This is a genomic window from Lysinibacillus sp. A1, from assembly GCF_000801965.1.
Taxonomy (GTDB): Bacteria; Bacillota; Bacilli; order Bacillales_A; family Planococcaceae; genus Lysinibacillus; species Lysinibacillus fusiformis.
Window position 1 is genome coordinate 35,675 of the sequence record NZ_JSZM01000014.1, and the last position, 16,600, is coordinate 52,274.

Below are 16,600 nucleotides of genomic sequence, written 5' to 3' on the forward strand. Positions count from 1 at the left end.
AATGAAGTGACAAAAGCCATCGAGAGGTACTTCCCGATGACTTTTATCTACAGCCTGAACGCTCCTTTAAAAAAGAGAGCGCGTTTTTTATTGTCTTAATGGGGATAAAAATTCTGCAGGAAGCTTTGCTTGATCGATCACATAGCCCTCTGAAATATGAACCTCATGCATCTTATCGTTGTAAGTAAATTTAAAGACACCGTTGTCAAAATCCGTGCCGATTTCCTTGAAGAAGATACCTTCGATGGATACATATTTCGGACATGTAAATGCTACTTTAAAGTTCTCCTGTTCTTTAATTAAGTAAGCACGAACACCTTTTTCGTATGTCTCGTTAGCATCATCATCAGTAGGACGTTGAACAGCTACAATATGAAAATCTACAAAAGGAACTTCTTTTAACAGTACGTTAAGGAACGAACCTTTAGTAATCTCCTCCCAGCGACTTTGTGCGCTTTGTCCTACAATAATTTGTGAAATGCCATAGTTTTTCGCCACTTCTGCAATGACTTTCTGAATGGGGCGTTTTTCATTATCTTGCAAAATGAATTTCTCGACCTCAAGTTCGTCTGATAACTTTTTCCATTGCTCAATATAACTAGATTTTTCAGCGTCAAATGCATCAAGGGGTTGCGAATCAACTGAAAGAATATAGAGTGGGCAATCTAGCATTGTTGCCATTTTGTGCCCTCTACGTATCAAACGTTCACCATTTAAGCCATAGTAAACACAAACTAATATACTTTCGTCTAAACGCCCTTTTACATGCCTCATAAAAATGTACACCTCTTATCTGTTGGTATTTTGTTAATTTCACTGTTGATTTCGAAAAATTATCCTAAAACAGCTAAAATCGATGCTGTTACAGTGCATTATGCTCATTTATATTGTATACTTAAAAATGTATAAAAGTTAACGAAATATATTGGAAAACCCTTGAAGCAATAAGCTTATATCAATGATTTAAAGTTATTTAATTTATGCATTGCGTGCATCTAAGCTAAATTGATTTCATATGCCACACTATTATGCAGTGTGTTAAATAGATAGTCAAGTGTCTTTATAATGCTGATATAATTGAGTTGTAACTGTATAAATTATCTGATTTTCCACAAGTTATTTAGGCTTGCATCGGGTTAGAGGTGACTAAATAACTAAACATACCATTTTCAATGAATGACAAGACACTTTAACACCCCATCACTTTCCATTTGCAAAATTTCAAGAATATATCTGATATGTTACTTAGCTTAAACAAATTGCTATAGTTTTAGCACTTACCATTCCAATCACCACAAAAATTTGCTTGATGATTTTGATAGTAGGAGGTTTTCATTTGGTTACAGTTCTTATCGCGATACTTTTGCCATTTGTCTGTGCTGCACTTATCCCATTGCTGTATAGGCGACTAAGGCGTGTAACACATCTTGGCTGGTTTGTTTTTTCTGTTCCATTCATCTTGTTTCTTTTACTTGCGCGCTATATTCCTCAAATTGCCGGAGGTAAAACATTTATCCATACATATGAGTGGATTCCCTCTTTTAATATAAATATTACAACTTACCTAGATGGGCTCAGTATGATTTTTGGCTTACTGATTACAGGTGTAGGTAGTTTAGTCATTTTATATTCTATTTTTTATTTGTCAACGAAAGAATCTCTTCACCATTTTTACTGCTATTTATTACTATTCATGGGCGCTATGCTTGGCGTTGTCTTTTCAGATAACCTAATGGTATTATACACATTTTGGGAATTAACGAGTGTGTCATCATTCCTATTAATTGCATTTTGGCATCATAGAAAGGCATCACGTGCAGGTGCTAAAAAAGCAATGATGATTACTGTCTTTGGCGGTCTCTCTATGTTAGCTGGTTTCCTGATGCTCTATGTAGCTGCTGATACATTTAGTATTCGTGAAATTGTAGCTCATGTAGAGGTTATTCGTGATCATGCTCTATTTACTCCAGCATTAATCTTAATTTTGCTAGGGGCTTTTACAAAATCTGCACAATTTCCATTTCATATTTGGCTACCGGACGCCATGGAAGCACCAACACCCGTTAGTGCATACTTACACTCAGCCACAATGGTAAAGGCAGGGATTTATTTAGTTGCCCGCTTTTCACCAGTTTTTGGGGGAGAAGCAATTTGGTTCTGGCTCGTAAGTGTTATTGGTCTTGTTACACTTTTCTGGGGATCATTTAATGCGGTTCGCCAAACGGATTTAAAGGCGCTCTTAGCCTTTTCAACGATAAGTCAGCTAGGCTTAATTATGAGCCTATTCGGTCTAGGGTCTGTAGGTCATTACTATGGCTACACTAAAGACTCTATTATATATACACAAGCAAGTTTTGCTGCTCTGTTTCATCTCATCAACCACTCCACATTTAAAGGAGCCTTATTCATGATGGTTGGGATTGTCGACCATGAAGTGGGAACTCGGGATATTCGCCGTTTAGGTGGCTTAATGTCCTTAATGCCTATTACATTTACAATCGCAGTCATTGGTAGCTTTTCTATGGCAGGATTACCACCATTTAATGGTTTCTTGAGTAAAGAAATGTTTTTTGCAGCGGTCTTGGCTATTCGGGATGTAGAGGCCTTTTCTATTGCTGATGTAGGGTTATTTTTCCCATTAGTAGCATGGGTAGCGAGTATCTTTACCTTTGTCTACAGTTTAATTTTAATTAGTCGAACATTTTTGGGTAAACTACAGCCTGAGAAAATAGATAGAAAACCACATGAAGCTCCATTGGGCATGCTAATATCACCCATTATTTTATGTCTGTTAGTAGTCGGTATCTTTTTCTTCCCGAACGTGTTAGGTCATTATATTTTGGAGCCAGCCATGGCAAGTATTTATCCTACATTCCCAACAGCCAATGAATTAACACCACATATTTCTGCTTGGCATGGAATTAATGCGGAATTATTAATGACGTTAGGAGTCATAATACTCGGGATCATCTTATTCAAAACATTGAAAAGCTGGAAGCCGATGTATCGCATTTTTTCACAAAAATATACATTTAATACTTACTATAATCGAATGATAGAAATAAGTGAAAGTGGTTCAGAGAAGGTTACTCGCAAATATATGACAGGTAATTTAACCCATTATTTTGTTTATATATATGTATTTTTCGTGGCCCTTATCGCTGGTTATTTTATTTATTCAGACGCAATGACCTTTAATTTTGATATGGACTCCACGATTGAGTCATACGAATTAATTCTTGTATTTGTTATGGTATTCGCTGCAGTTTGGATGATCTTTGCAAAGGGTCGCGTTACAGCCATGCTATTAAATGGCGTACTAGGCTATTCAATTGCCTTCTTCTTTGTCATTTTCCGCGCACCAGATTTAGCGTTAACACAATTGGTTGTAGAGTCAGTAACAACTGCATTATTCCTTTTATGCTTTAAGTATTTACCAGACTTAATGCCTGAGGCACCTCGCAAAAGGGTGCAATGGTCGAAAGCGATGATCTCTATTTTTGTCGGTGCAACAGTCACAATGGTTGGTCTAGCTGTAGTGCACTACGAGCAGTTTGAGCCAGTATCCACTTATTTTAATGATGCCTATGAGCTAGCGGGTGGCTCCAACATAGTTAATACAATTCTAGGGGATTTTCGTGCCTTTGATACAATGCTTGAGGTTGTAGTGCTTCTGATTGCTGGCTTAGGGGTTTATACACTAACAAAGCTTAAGCCTCGGAAGGAGGAAGCAGATCATGAAAATTAATGATGTGATATTACGGACAGTCACTAAGGCAGTCGTCTTCATTATTTTAACACTTGGCGTGTATTTGTTCTTTGCAGGACACCACGCTCCAGGTGGTGGCTTTATTGGTGGCCTCGTGTTAGCTTCTGGCATTGTATTATTGTATCTTGCTTACGATATAGAGACTGTGCATAAGGGAATGCCGTTTGACTTTAAAAAGGTTGCAGCTCTTGGTGTATTGCTTGCAACAGGTACGGCAATTGGTTCTTTGTTTTTCGATGTACCATTTCTAACGCAGGCTTATACGTATATAAATGTCCCGATTTTCGGGAAAATGGGTTTTTCAACCGTAACCATTTTTGAAGCAGGAGTAGCTTTGACGGTGGTGGGTGTTGTCGTGACAATTATTTTAAGCATAAGTGAGGATGAGTAGCCGATGGAATCTTTAATACTTATTTTAGTAGGTATATTAGTAGCTGTTGCGACGTACTTAATCCTCTCTAAACAGTTATTACGTGTTATTTTAGGCACTGCTGTTTTATCACATGCTGCCCACTTGCTGATTCTAACAATGGGAGGTCTTAAAAAGGGGGATGTACCATTATTAGGCGAATCAGAGGGTCCTTATACAGATGCATTGCCACAGGCCCTAATTCTAACAGCTATTGTTATTAGTTTTGCTGTGACTGCGTTTGTTCTCGTTTTAGGCTATCGAGCGTACAAAACAAATGGTTCAGGGAATTTTGATGAATTGAGGGGTACGCCGGATGAGTAATATGATTGTTTTACCATTAATAGTACCGGTAATTACAGCTATTTTACTGGTGTTTTTAAAAGAGCATGTCGTTTTACAAAGGATTATTAGTTTACTGACATTAAGCTTTATCGTTATTATTAGCGTGATTTTATTAGTAGAAATTCAAGAACAAGGGATATTGCGCATTGACTTTAGTGGTTGGGCACCTCCATTTGGTATCTCATTTGTGGCAGATTCCTTCGCAACGCTGCTCGTGTTAATAGCAAATCTTGTAGCAGTTATTTGTATGCTCTATGCAATATTCACAATGGAGTTAAGGTATGAAAAAATGTATTTTTATCCGTTTACCTTACTAATGGTAGCTGGTGTTAATGGTTCATTTTTGACAGGTGATATCTTTAACTTATTTGTATGTTTTGAGGTGATGTTGCTGGCTTCATATGCACTTATTAGCATAGGTGGGGAAAAGATTCAGCTGCGTGAAGCATTGAAATACGTGCTGATTAATATTGTCGCATCTTGGATTTTCTTAGTCGCATTGGCCTTTCTTTATGGAACAGTCGGTACATTAAATATGGCCCATATTTCTATGCGTGTGATGGAAGCCGGTGCTAATCCACTTATTACAACAGTGGCACTCATTTTCTTAATGGTCTTTAGCTTAAAGGCGGGGCTGCTACTATTCTTCTGGCTGCCTGGCTCTTATAGTGTACCTCCCACTGCCATTGCCGCTTTATTCGCTGCACTATTAACAAAGGTTGGGATTTATGCACTCGTAAGAACCTTTACATTGCTTTTCCCAAATAATACTGAAGTCACGCATACGGCACTTGGCATCATGGCAGGTATTACAATTATAGCTGGCTGTATTGGTGCTCTTTCAGGGCGTGATGTTAGAACAATCGCTTCTTATAATGTATTGATTGGTGTTGGGTTTATAGTGGCTGGTCTAGCGATTGGTACAGAGTCTGCCTTACAGGGCGTTGTCTATTATTTAATGCATGATATGGTGGCAAAGGCTATGTTATTTTTAGCTGTCGGCATGATGATTTATGTAACTGGGGAAACAGTCATAGATAAAATGAGTGGGCTTATTCGCAACTATCCGTTCTTTGGATGGCTATTCTTTGTAGCCATGTGTTCATTAGCGGGTATCCCGCCATTGAGTGGCTTTTTAGGGAAGGTATTAATTGGACAAGGTGCGATAGAGGGCGGCAATTTTGTTCTATTAGGTCTAGGGTTTTTCTCTAGTTTAATTGTTTTGTATTCATTACTGCGGATATTTCTTTCCTCCTTTTTTGGCGAGACCATTATTAGTTTAGAGGATGAAAAGCCTTTACCCAAACGTGTAATACTGCCGTTAACTTTATTGGCTGCTTGTACAATTAGTTTAGGAATAGGAGCGGAGAAATTGGCTCCCTTTGTCACCGATGCAGCAGAAACGTTATATACACCATCTATCTATATAGACGCTGTTCTAGATGGTGAACAATGGCAAGGTGAGGTGAATAAATAATGGCGATGCAGTTTATTTTAAATTTATTTATCGCAGCACTTTGGTTACTCTTGCAAGATGAAGTGACACCACAATTTTCAACGTTTTTAATGGGGTTTATCGTAGGAATGGGCATATTATATGCGATGCACCGCTTTTATGGGACCCAATTTTACTTGCGACGAGTCTTTTCGATTATCAAGTTATTATGGCTATTTAATTGGGAGCTATTTTTATCAAGCTATAGTGTATTAAAGCAAATTACTACACCAAAGCTAAACATTACGCCAGGTATTTTTACTTATAAAACTGCACTCAAGGGTGATTGGGAAATTACGGCGCTAGCATTATTGCTAACATTAACACCTGGCTCTGTCGTCATGGAAGTTTCTGAAGAGGGCGATGTCTTTTATATTCATGCAATGGACATTGAGCAGTCTAAGGATGCTGTTATTCGCTCTATAGGAAAGTTTGAACAAGCAATAATGGAGGTGACGCGTTAATGATAGAGAATATTTTACTTCTGGCTCTCGCCTTCTTTAGTATTTCCATCGCGCTGTCGTTGTATCGGGTTATCCGAGGCCCATCTATGCCTGACCGAGCCATTGCTCTCGATACAATTGGTGTAAATCTTTTATCCGCTATTGCGATTGTTTCGATTATATTAAAAACAAAGGCTTATTTAGAAGCCATTCTTATATTAGGTATTTTAGCGTTTATTGGGACCATTGCCTTTACAAAATATATTGAAAGAGGTGTGATTGTTGAACGTAAATCAAATGATTGAATGGGCGGCAGTCATCCTCATTCTAATCGGTTCGATTGTAAGTGTTATTAGTGCATTTGGCATGATCCGTTTACCAGATGTCTATACGCGATCACATGCTGCTACGAAAAGCTCCACATTATCCGTGTTAACTTGCTTATTAGGTGCATTTATATACTTTTGGGTGCACGATGGTTATGTCAGTGTCCGATTAATTTTAGGTATTCTATTCGTCTTTGTTACAGCTCCAGTTGCCGGACATTTAATCTGTCGTGCGGCTTATCGTTCTCATGTTCCATTAGCGGAAGGCTCTGGCGAGGACGAATTAAAAGATAAATTATTTACAGAAGACAAATAAGCAAGAGACCTCCAAATGGGGGTCTTTTTTATTTCCGCGGAAATTTTGCTAAAAATGAAGGGATAATTATTAAGCTTTCGGAAAATAGTAAGGAAAGACAACTTGAAAAAAATAAATTGACTTATCTGAAAATTTCGCATATAATAATTCGCTAAAAATTATCTAGTTTATCTTGATTATTATTTCAAAAGAGTATATCTTAATTAGCAGATAGTTTTTTTATTCTCAAACATGAATAAATATCCAGTCGACTATTTTTGAGAAATGTATTCTCATACACAATACATTATAAATAAAAGGAGATGCTTAAAGATGAAGAATAAGTTTTTTATGATAATTCTTGTCCTAGCTATTGGCGTACTAACAGCTTGTGGCGCTAAAGAGGATAATGCAAATAATAATGCTGATGGTAGTACAGACAAACAAGTATTAAAAGTTGGTACTTCAGCAGACTATGCGCCATTTGAATATGTTGACGCTGCAAAAGGTGAAGAAATTATTGGATTTGATATTGATTTAATTAAATTGGTTGGGGAAAAAATAGGTGTGGACATGCAAGTGCAAGATATGGACTTCAACAGTCTTGTACCAGCGTTACAAGCAGGAAAAATTGATGTAGTCATTTCTGGTATGACACCAAACCCTGAACGTGAAAAGGTAGTAGATTTTTCTGATCAATACAATGAAACAGAGCAAGTAATCATTGTTAAAAAGGATAGCGGTATTAAAAAGGAAGCTGATTTAGCTGGTAAAAAAGTTGGTGTGCAAACAGCCTCTATTCAAGAAAATTTAGGTAATGAAATTGCTAAAAAAGTGGATGTTTCAGTTGAAGGACGTACACGAATTCCTGAAATTATTCAAGATATGATGTCTAAGCGCTTAGACGCAGGCATTTTAGAGGGTGGCGTTGCGAAGGGGTATTTAAAAACAAATGATCAATTAGCTTCCTTCCCTGTAGAAGAACAGCCCGAGGATTTCAAAGCAATTGCTGTGCCAAAAGGCAGTGATTTAAAAGACAAAATTAACAAGGCATTAAAAGAACTAGCTGAAGAAGGAAAAATCCAAGAGCTAGAAGAAAAATGGTTAGAAAAAGTTGAATAATACATGCATGCGATAGCTCTTAGTTGGGCTATCGCTTATACTTTTCAGTTCAATCTAATGTGCTTCGGAATGATTACGTCTAAATTTTTCGAGTGTGCTAGAAAAGGTCCACTCCCATATCTGTGACATCCGCCAGAAGCTTCTGTATTGGTTGTTTCGCTTTCAGTGAAAAAAAGAATTGCTGAATCAAGATGAAAAAGAAAGGAGGGAGCGCTGTGAATTTAGATTTTACAGCTATCGTTCCCTCTATTCCTTATATTTTAAAAGGGATAGGTGTTACACTTCAAATTGCAATTGGTGCATCCATCATTGGGTTTATCGTCGGTATATTACTAGCCTTATGTAAAATTGGAAAGGTAAAAGTTTTACGCTGGTTTGCTGACTTTTATACGTCAATTTTCCGTGGAACACCACTAGTATTACAATTATTAATTATTTATTATGCAGTACCACAATTATTAGATATTCAAATCGAGCCTATTCCAACGGCCATTATTGCATTTGGTTTAAATTCAGGTGCTTATATTTCGGAAATTATTCGTGCAGGTATTAATGCAGTGGATAAAGGGCAAATGGAGGCCGCACAAGCTCTTGGCATTCCATATGCAAAGATGATGAAGGATATAATTATCCCGCAGGCAGTAAAAAATATTTTGCCCTCTCTAGTTAATGAATTTATTACACTAAATAAAGAAACAGCAGTTGTCACAGTAATTAGTGCCCTTGATATAATGCGTCGTGCTTATATCGTCGGTGGTTCGACATATCGATATCTTGAGCCTTTACTATTTGCCGGTATTATCTATTACCTCATGACACTTGTTTTAACGTTCCTTGGTAAACGAATCGAGAAGGGAATGAGAAAAAGTGATTAAAATTGAAGATCTACACAAATCATATGGTCAGAATGAAGTACTAAAAGGTATTTCAACCGAAGTTAAAGAAAAAGAAGTAATTGCTATTATCGGACCTTCAGGATCTGGCAAATCAACATTCCTTCGTTGCCTAAACTTATTAGAAATCCCTACGAGTGGAAAGGTAACGATTGCTGGGGATGTTCTTACAGATAAAGGGACAAATATTATGAAAATACGGGAAGAAGTTGGGATGGTATTTCAGCATTTTCATCTTTTCCCACATAAAACAGTGTTAGAAAATTTAACGTACGCTCCAATTAATGTAAAGGGAATGGATAAAGCGGTTGCGATAAAAAATGCAGAAGAGTTACTTAAGAAAGTAGGGCTCTTTGAAAAGCGCCAAGAGTATCCAAACCGTCTCTCTGGTGGACAAAAACAACGTGTTGCCATTGCCCGAGCGCTTGCGATGGATCCAAAGGTTATATTATTTGATGAACCAACGTCAGCACTTGATCCAGAAATGGTTAAAGAAGTATTGGCTGTTATGAAAAACCTAGCGGACAGTGGTATGACAATGTTAATTGTGACACATGAGATGGGCTTTGCACGTGAAGTTGCTGATCGTATACTCTTCTTAGATGGTGGAAAGCTCATTGAGGATGCTCCTCCCGAGCAGTTTTTTACAGCGCCTTCTACACAGCGAGCAAAGGATTTCTTAGAAAAAGTTTTATAAATAATTAAACGCAGTAAGTTCTCTTTGAGAGGGGAACTTACTGCGTTTTTTATTCAGAACGTAAAATATAAGGTTATGCCCCTATTGTGATGTAATTAGTTGAGAGAAAGAAGATGCATCAAATTGGTTTTGTAATTCTTCCAATGTAAATAATTCTTCAATATGATAAGTCCCTGCTGGATATTTGTTATCTAGAAGTTCTCTAGCAATGGCAGCTGCAACCTTTGCTGTCACAAGTGATTCATCACGACCTTTAAAGTCTAGTGTCACAGTCGCTTCTTTATGTTGTATCTTACCAATAGCTTCAATTTGTATGGAGCATACATCTGTACCCATTTTTATTTTTTGAACGAGGGAGGCAAGCATGGATTGTATTCCTTTAAATTTTAATAAATAGGAAATACGACTTTTTTGTAAAAAGGCGACAAACCAATTAAGTGATTCTACGTCAAAGCCTAATCTCGTCACAATGGGAACACTAGGAAAATGATGAGCTAATGTGTGCTGATCTGAAAAGTTGAATTGGTACACACTACGTTTTCCAATATCCCTAAATTGCACAGATCTCTTACTAGTGAAATTAGTAATAATCTGATTTTCGTAATGGGAATACGGAATATTTAATTGTTGCAAAATCCAAAGAATAGCGGCAGTGCCATGCGTATCTCCTGCTCCAAGTAAAATAGAAATATGGAGCTTCTCCATAGTGGTTAATGGCTTGGTCGTATGCATGGCCATTATATTAGTTAGTCCAGGAGCCATACCGACACTGAATATGGCAGTTGAACGATACTCTAAAGCTGTCGAATGAAGATTTTTTAGTTGTTTGAGGAAGGTATGGCTAGCAGTAATATCAATATACTTAATCCCTTCTTTCAAGCAGAGCTCTGCAAATGCAGTATCTTGTTGCTCCAAACACATAATGACCAAGGCTACATTGGCTAATTGCTGTAGATGTACAGTTTTAGATACATCCATTTGTAAAGGTGCCACGAGACCATTATGCTGTGCACAAAACTGTCTGGCTTTTTCTAAATTCCTTCCGGCGATACGTACCTTATTTGGGTAGCTAGAAAGCAGTATTTTTGCAATTTTACGACCAACTTCACCATATCCGCCCACGATTAATATATTGTCTCTTGTCATTTGTTTACCTCTTCTTTAATGGCTAATAAGGCATCAACCATATGTGATTTAAAATATGGAATTACCGTTGAAAAACCGACTTCATGCAATAGGTCCGTTAGCAATTCAAGTGTAATTGGATAGGTAGAGGAGCCAAAGGATTGCTCAAAGCGTAGCCAGTGTTCCTCAGATAAATCATTTTGCAGCATAGAGCTTCGCCAATACTTGAGTTGGAGTTGGAATGATACGGCTGACATGTCTGCATTAATGGATGATATAAATAAAATTCCGCTCTCCTGTAAGCTATCCGCCAATTTTTGTAGTAGAGCTTTTTTTTGCTCATGTTCCTCAATAAAATGTAAAACTAAGTGACAGGAAGCCACTTCAAACGAATGGTCAAACACTAACGCAAGTAAATCCTCTTCATACCAGTCAATATGAAGAGGGGGTTCCAATTTCTCTATATGTTTACGGGCAGCCTGTAGCATAATTTTAGAAGTATCAATGGCTGTAAAGTGAGAGAATGGGAAAGCTTGCCCTAGTGAAAAGAGTTCCTGACCGCCACCGGCTCCAACTATTAGCATGTTATCAGTCGGGTAACTTTGAAGAATATCGGTCATCATGTCATAGATAAGGTCATAACCACTAATTTTTTGTCGAATAGTATTTTGGTAGTTAGAGACATAAGGTTTGTGCCAGTCATGTTGTGGATTTTTCATTTTTACCTCCTTGTTGTACAATTTAATTAAGAATTATTCTCAATTATAAATACTTATGGAAAATGTGCTATCCCATAATTCTGGGGGAGGAATTTTGTGCAAGATATTCATTATTGGAAGAGACGGTCAGAAGTCCACTTAAAAGATAATCAGAATTCAGCTAAATACCGACAAAAGATGATAGAAGAATTGCGTGATTTTATTAGTTTTGACGCATATTGTTGTACCATGACAGATACTCAAACCCTTTTTTCTATAGGAGCTGTTACAGAGCAATCAATAGAGGATATCCATCAGCATATAATGTCTTTGGAATACGACTCACAAGATATAAATAGCTATGTATATCTTGTAGAAAGTGGCAAATTCATCGGTAAACTTAGCGATGTGAGTAGTCAGAGTAAACGTTATCGAGAGGTGTTAGAGCCCCATGGATTTAGTGATGAAATTCGAGCTGCAATGATGTTTCAGGGGCAATGCTATGGGTTTTTAACACTGTTTAAAAGGATAGAAAATGGACAGCCTCATTTCCAAGATGCTGATGTAAATCAAGTGAAAATCCTCATGCCTGTTATGGCTGAGGCATTAATGGGGTTCTACCATACGATTATAGAAGAGCGACTCTTTATCGAAGAGGAACAGAGTGGCATCATTATTTTGAATAAAGAGCATCGTATTATTTCCACCAATACAAAGGCGGCTCAATTGTTAACACTTTTAAGAAACAATGAAGGCTTGCTTGATTGGCAAATACCCAAACCAATTCAGGCATTTTGTGCAAAGCTACAGGCTAACAAATTGAACAGCCAATCTTCGTTATTAGTTCCAATTAATAACACGGGTTATGTAACAGTCCAAGCATCAGTTCTCATGACAACAGATTCACAGCAGCAAATAGCTATACTACTAAATGAAGCATCTCCTAAAGCAATGTTAGCCTATTTACTGAAAGCCTATCATCTTACACCTAGAGAAAAGGAAGTAGTAGTTGAAGTAATGAAGGGGATACCGACAAAAATTATTGCACAAAACCTTGGGATTTCTAGTTATACTGTTCAAGATCATTTAAAGCTAATTTTTCAAAAGGTAGATGTTGCCGATCGGAATGAATTAGTATGGAAGCTCTTTACTCGTTTTAATTGAATAAATAAGCCTTACGTAAATCTGTTTATGTTCATAAAAGGGAGCATGAGCAGATTTTTTTGCTTTCTGACAAAATTATAGGTCGAAAGGTTAAGAAAAATTAACCTAAAAAATGGAATTATTTCGTAGAAGAAAATAGGTGAGTTGTAATATAATAAAAACCAGTAAGAGAGTCCTAATAAAAATACAATACTCGACACCAGTTTTAGGTAGTAAGAAATAGAAAATAGAATACATCTGTTTTAAGTATTCCGAAAATTCAGTTAAAAGGAGGAAGCAATGATGACGTGGACTTTTTATTTAAATGTTACAAATGACACAGACCGAGATTTAGAGTTAGTAGAATCGCAGTTACACTGGGGTTATTGGAATACAGATGGTGAAGAGGATAAAAAACCTCAAACGATTAAGGCAGGTGAAACGATTCAAGCTGTTGGAGCCAAATCAGCATTTGGACCAAATGGCTATGAATTTTCTTGCTCCTGGAAAGATCAAAATAATACAACACAATCACCATATGGGGTAGTAAGTCTTTATGTAAATGTTCCCTATAATGACCCAAATGAAGCTAGATGTCTAGCAAATGGATATTTTGAAGTAACAGAGTGGAAAGACATTCCACACGATGGTCATAACTTTGTTCGAAATATACGGATCTCTAATAAAATGGATAAATTGAAACAAAAAGAAATAAGAAATAATTTATTTACGGACTGGTCCAAAATCAAAACATTAAACGAAATTGAAGATGTTCGAGAAATTGATTTAAACCAATCCATTCCAAGTGGTGTTCATTTTGAAAAAATGCCATTATTTCGAACGCCCCTCTTCAACATTTCTAAACAATTATGGGACGGGGTCAATGATGTAGAAATTGATAGCCTTTATTTAAAGCAGCGAGAGGCACAACAGTATTTTTCTGTAGAGGTAACTTGCTTAAGAGGAGATGCTTCTAAAATTGAAACTGTTACTAAAAAGGGAAAAATTACTGTCATAGATGAGTATGGATTGTCTACTGCTAGTAAGGCAGTGGAGGAAAAGGTTTGTACGATTGAAACTGCCCTTAAATTTACTGAGAAGGTATCTGTATCAGATGAAAAAGTAGTGAAAGCGAGTGTAGCACAGGAACTACAGGCAGAATTAAAGGCGAAATTCAATATATTAAACGCTGTGACAAAAGAGCAACATCAAACAGAGAAAAATTCAAAGACAAGGGTTTTTGAAGCTCCCTCTGATAAGGATATGGACGTTGTGCCATGGATTTTTAGTAAAATGGTTCTTCTTTACCGAACAGACAATAATAATATCACAACACTCATTGGCGCATCTGAATGGGACTATGCAGTTTTACACCGTACGCATGTTTACGATGTGATGGATAACGCGAAGAAAAAAGTACCGACAGGAGGAGCGTATTAAAATGGCGACTTGGACATTTTCATTAATGATTACAAATGCAACAGACCGTGAGCTTGAAGTGTTTCAATCACAGTTGGAATGGGGAATCTGGAACACCCAAGATGAGGAGGACAAGGAGCCGATTAGTATCCCACCAAATACAACATTACAAGCATTGGGCATAAAAGCATCCACTGGTCCAAATGGCTATGAATGCTCTTGTTCGTGGCGTGATAAGGTACAGCCGGGTGAAAAATCCTATGGCACCATCTCGCTTTTTCTGGACGTACCTCAAAAAAGTAAGAATCGATCTGAATGTTTAGCTGACCATCAATTGCACGTAGATAGTTGGGAAGACTTGCCTGAAAAAGGACATAACTTTGTAAGATCTATCATTGTGACTAATAAGAATGTTTAGAAGAAAGTGGAACAAACATCATGAAAATAGAGCTTAAATCTATAGCAAAGGAAGATGAAGCACTTCTCTATGAAATCTATGCCTCTACAAGAAATGAAGAAATAGATTCATGGGGATGGTCGTCTGAACAAAAGATACTTTTTTTAGATATGCAATGGCGTGCACAGCAAGCTTCCTACAATCAGCAATTCCCAAGAGCGAGTCATTGGAAAATTGTCGTAGATGCTGAGGGCGTTGGCAGGTTTCTCACGGAAGAGCAACCTGAATACCATCATCTTATAGATATAGCTTTATTGCCAAATTACCAAGGGAGAGGCATAGGAACACTTCTGATTGTTCAGCTTCAGAAAAAGGCGAAGGAACAACGCAAAGCAGTTGTATTACAGGTTCTTAAAATTAATTCTGCAAGAGACCTTTATGAAAAACTAGGATTTCAAGTTATTCAAGAAGATGAGATTTATATGAAAATGCTATGGAAATAAAAGAAAAGGAGAGTGTTGGCATGTCAGAGGCGTATCTAGGTGAGATTCGTATGTTTAGTGGTAAGTTTGCTCCAATAGGTTGGGCTCTTTGTAATGGACAACTGTTATTGATTAATCAGTATCAGGCTCTTTATTCATTAATAGGAAATAAATATGGTGGGGATGGAATAACAAATTTTGCTTTACCAGACTTACGTGGAAGAATCCCTATTCATTTAAGCTCGCAATATCCTATCGCGAGTAATGGCGGAACGGAAAAAGTAACACTAACAGAAACGAATTTACCAGCCCATACTCATATAGTTTCAGCAAATAAAGAAAAAATGGATACTACAGCAAGCTCTCCAGCTAATAATGTGTGGGGAAAAGCTGATTTAAAGAATTATCAAACAAATGTAGCTAGTGATATTGTGCAGATGAATGCAGATTTAGTGACGTCTGTGGGTGGCAATCAACCTCATGAGAATATGATGCCTTCATTGGCCATTAATTTTATTATTGCAACGCAGGGTCTTTACCCTGATTTTACTTAAAAGGGGGAGAGTATATTGGCAGAACCGTTCTTAGGAGAAGTACGGCTATTTAGTTTCGAAAAAATACCTCAAAATTGGTTACCGTGTGATGGCCGACTATTACAAATAAGACAGCATACAGCACTTTATTCTTTAATAGGAAACCGCTATGGGGGAGATGGTAAAACGACTTTTGCGTTACCTGATTTGCAAGGAAGAGTACCACTTCATAAAAGTGATCAAATTACCTATGGTTCCATAGGCGGTGAGGCAACCCATACATTGACAATAAATGAAATGCCTACTCACACGCATGAAGTTTATGCTGATGAAGGCGTAACAAATAAACCATCCCCAATGAATAACGTATGGGGAAAATTTGATGGAAATCCTATGTTTTCTAGTAATGTAAATACTCAAATGAGTTCAACGGCGATGACAGTTACAGGACAAAATCAGGCACATAATAATATGCAACCATATCTAGTAGTATCGTTTTGTATTGCAATAAATGGGATTTTTCCACCTAGAAGCTAAGGAGGGACAAAAAATGGCAGATGCCTATACAGGAGAGATTCGAATATTTGCTGGAAATTATGCACCAAGAGATTGGGCTTTTTGTGATGGTAGTACATTACTTATTCAGCAGCATGCCGTGTTATATTCGGTTATTGGTAATAGATTTGGTGGGGATGGGAAAACAGATTTTAAGTTACCAGATTTAAGAGGTAAAGCGCCCATGCACTACGGAACTGGCACAGGACTTACAACAAGAGAATTTGCCAAAGATGTAGGGGTAGAAAATGTGACATTAAGTAATGAGCAGCTTCCTGTCCATAAACATGTATTACAAGGAAGCTCGAAAACAACTGGTGGAGATAGTAGTCCAGAAGGTGCTGTTTGGAGTGCTATAGGAGGATTTAATCCCAAAAAAATATATAAAGAATTTACAGCAAATACAAAAGTAAATATTCATCAGTAAGCGATTGGTACAACCGGTGGGAATTTG

The 16,600-nt window shown here is 37.3% G+C and carries 20 protein-coding genes; 17 read left to right on the forward strand and 3 right to left on the reverse strand.

The annotated features are described in order from the left end of the window. Positions 1-87 precede the first annotated feature (87 nt). Entirely contained in the window at positions 88-774 is a 687-nt protein-coding gene (locus PI85_RS13135; RefSeq protein ID WP_036122151.1) for a histidine kinase, read from the reverse strand. A 562-nt stretch (positions 775-1,336) separates the two neighbouring features. Between PI85_RS13135 and PI85_RS13140 the strand changes: the two genes are divergently transcribed. The 10 genes from PI85_RS13140 (at position 1,337) to PI85_RS13185 (ending at position 9,794) form a co-directional block, all read left to right on the forward strand. Next, positions 1,337-3,748 (forward strand): Na+/H+ antiporter subunit A, encoded by a 2,412-nt coding sequence (locus PI85_RS13140; RefSeq protein ID WP_191967809.1) that lies wholly within the window; start codon positions 1,337-1,339, stop codon positions 3,746-3,748. Beyond that, positions 3,738-4,160 carry a Na(+)/H(+) antiporter subunit B gene (locus PI85_RS13145; protein ID WP_036122157.1) on the forward strand — a complete coding sequence of 141 codons (423 nt, stop codon included), beginning with the start codon at positions 3,738-3,740 and terminating at the stop codon, positions 4,158-4,160. Before PI85_RS13140 ends, PI85_RS13145 begins: the two co-directional genes overlap by 11 nt. A gap of 3 nt (positions 4,161-4,163) precedes the next feature. Then, a complete protein-coding gene (locus tag PI85_RS13150) occupies positions 4,164-4,502 on the forward strand; it encodes a Na(+)/H(+) antiporter subunit C (protein ID WP_036122159.1) in 339 nt (112 codons plus the stop codon). Continuing rightward, positions 4,495-6,000 carry a Na+/H+ antiporter subunit D gene (locus PI85_RS13155; RefSeq protein WP_036122160.1) on the forward strand — a complete coding sequence of 502 codons (1,506 nt, stop codon included), beginning with the start codon at positions 4,495-4,497 and terminating at the stop codon, positions 5,998-6,000. The genes PI85_RS13150 and PI85_RS13155 overlap by 8 nt, the downstream gene beginning before the upstream one ends. After that, positions 6,000-6,482: a Na+/H+ antiporter subunit E gene (locus PI85_RS13160; protein ID WP_012292439.1), complete on the forward strand. Its 483-nt coding sequence runs from the start codon at positions 6,000-6,002 to the stop codon at positions 6,480-6,482. Before PI85_RS13155 ends, PI85_RS13160 begins: the two co-directional genes overlap by 1 nt. Beyond that, a complete protein-coding gene (locus tag PI85_RS13165; protein WP_025116881.1) occupies positions 6,482-6,766 on the forward strand; it encodes a Na(+)/H(+) antiporter subunit F1 in 285 nt (94 codons plus the stop codon). The genes PI85_RS13160 and PI85_RS13165 overlap by 1 nt, the downstream gene beginning before the upstream one ends. Next, on the forward strand, positions 6,744-7,103 hold the full coding sequence (locus PI85_RS13170; protein ID WP_036122161.1) for a Na+/H+ antiporter subunit G: 360 nt from the start codon (positions 6,744-6,746) through the stop codon (positions 7,101-7,103). Before PI85_RS13165 ends, PI85_RS13170 begins: the two co-directional genes overlap by 23 nt. A 312-nt stretch (positions 7,104-7,415) precedes the next feature. Next, positions 7,416-8,204 (forward strand): transporter substrate-binding domain-containing protein, encoded by a 789-nt coding sequence (locus tag PI85_RS13175; protein WP_036122162.1) that lies wholly within the window; start codon positions 7,416-7,418, stop codon positions 8,202-8,204. Positions 8,205-8,419: 215 nt separating this feature from the next. Continuing rightward, a complete protein-coding gene (locus PI85_RS13180; protein WP_031418079.1) occupies positions 8,420-9,079 on the forward strand; it encodes an amino acid ABC transporter permease in 660 nt (219 codons plus the stop codon). Continuing rightward, positions 9,072-9,794: an amino acid ABC transporter ATP-binding protein gene (locus PI85_RS13185; RefSeq protein WP_036122163.1), complete on the forward strand. Its 723-nt coding sequence runs from the start codon at positions 9,072-9,074 to the stop codon at positions 9,792-9,794. Before PI85_RS13180 ends, PI85_RS13185 begins: the two co-directional genes overlap by 8 nt. Before the next feature lie 81 nt (positions 9,795-9,875). Here the strand turns inward: PI85_RS13185 and PI85_RS13190 are convergent, their stop codons facing one another. Both PI85_RS13190 and PI85_RS13195 read right to left on the reverse strand, forming a co-directional pair. Then, positions 9,876-10,940: a saccharopine dehydrogenase NADP-binding domain-containing protein gene (locus tag PI85_RS13190; protein WP_036122167.1), complete on the reverse strand. Its 1,065-nt coding sequence runs from the start codon at positions 10,938-10,940 to the stop codon at positions 9,876-9,878. Continuing rightward, entirely contained in the window at positions 10,937-11,638 is a 702-nt protein-coding gene (locus PI85_RS13195) for a class I SAM-dependent methyltransferase (RefSeq protein WP_036122169.1), read from the reverse strand. The genes PI85_RS13190 and PI85_RS13195 overlap by 4 nt, the downstream gene beginning before the upstream one ends. A gap of 96 nt (positions 11,639-11,734) precedes the next feature. Here PI85_RS13195 and PI85_RS13200 point away from each other — a divergent pair, with 96 nt between their 5' ends. The 7 genes from PI85_RS13200 (at position 11,735) to PI85_RS13230 (ending at position 16,573) form a co-directional block, all read left to right on the forward strand. Then, positions 11,735-12,781, forward strand: a complete 1,047-nt coding sequence (locus PI85_RS13200; protein ID WP_036122171.1) for a helix-turn-helix transcriptional regulator — start codon at positions 11,735-11,737, stop codon at positions 12,779-12,781. A gap of 279 nt (positions 12,782-13,060) precedes the next feature. Continuing rightward, on the forward strand, positions 13,061-14,200 hold the full coding sequence (locus PI85_RS13205; RefSeq protein ID WP_144422602.1) for a hypothetical protein: 1,140 nt from the start codon (positions 13,061-13,063) through the stop codon (positions 14,198-14,200). A gap of 1 nt (position 14,201) precedes the next feature. Continuing rightward, positions 14,202-14,597, forward strand: a complete 396-nt coding sequence (locus tag PI85_RS13210; protein WP_036122176.1) for a hypothetical protein — start codon at positions 14,202-14,204, stop codon at positions 14,595-14,597. Between the two features lie 20 nt (positions 14,598-14,617). After that, positions 14,618-15,079, forward strand: coding sequence for a GNAT family N-acetyltransferase (locus tag PI85_RS13215; RefSeq protein WP_036122178.1), 462 nt, complete (start codon positions 14,618-14,620; stop codon positions 15,077-15,079). 20 nt (positions 15,080-15,099) lie between these two features. After that, positions 15,100-15,612, forward strand: a complete 513-nt coding sequence (locus PI85_RS13220) for a phage tail protein (RefSeq protein WP_036122181.1) — start codon at positions 15,100-15,102, stop codon at positions 15,610-15,612. Positions 15,613-15,627: 15 nt separating this feature from the next. Further along, the gene (locus tag PI85_RS13225) at positions 15,628-16,128 is read left to right on the forward strand and encodes a phage tail protein (RefSeq protein WP_036122184.1); all 501 of its coding nucleotides are present in this window, start codon (positions 15,628-15,630) and stop codon (positions 16,126-16,128) included. Positions 16,129-16,141: 13 nt separating this feature from the next. Further along, positions 16,142-16,573 carry a phage tail protein gene (locus PI85_RS13230; protein ID WP_052323520.1) on the forward strand — a complete coding sequence of 144 codons (432 nt, stop codon included), beginning with the start codon at positions 16,142-16,144 and terminating at the stop codon, positions 16,571-16,573. Positions 16,574-16,600: the final 27 nt, after the last annotated feature.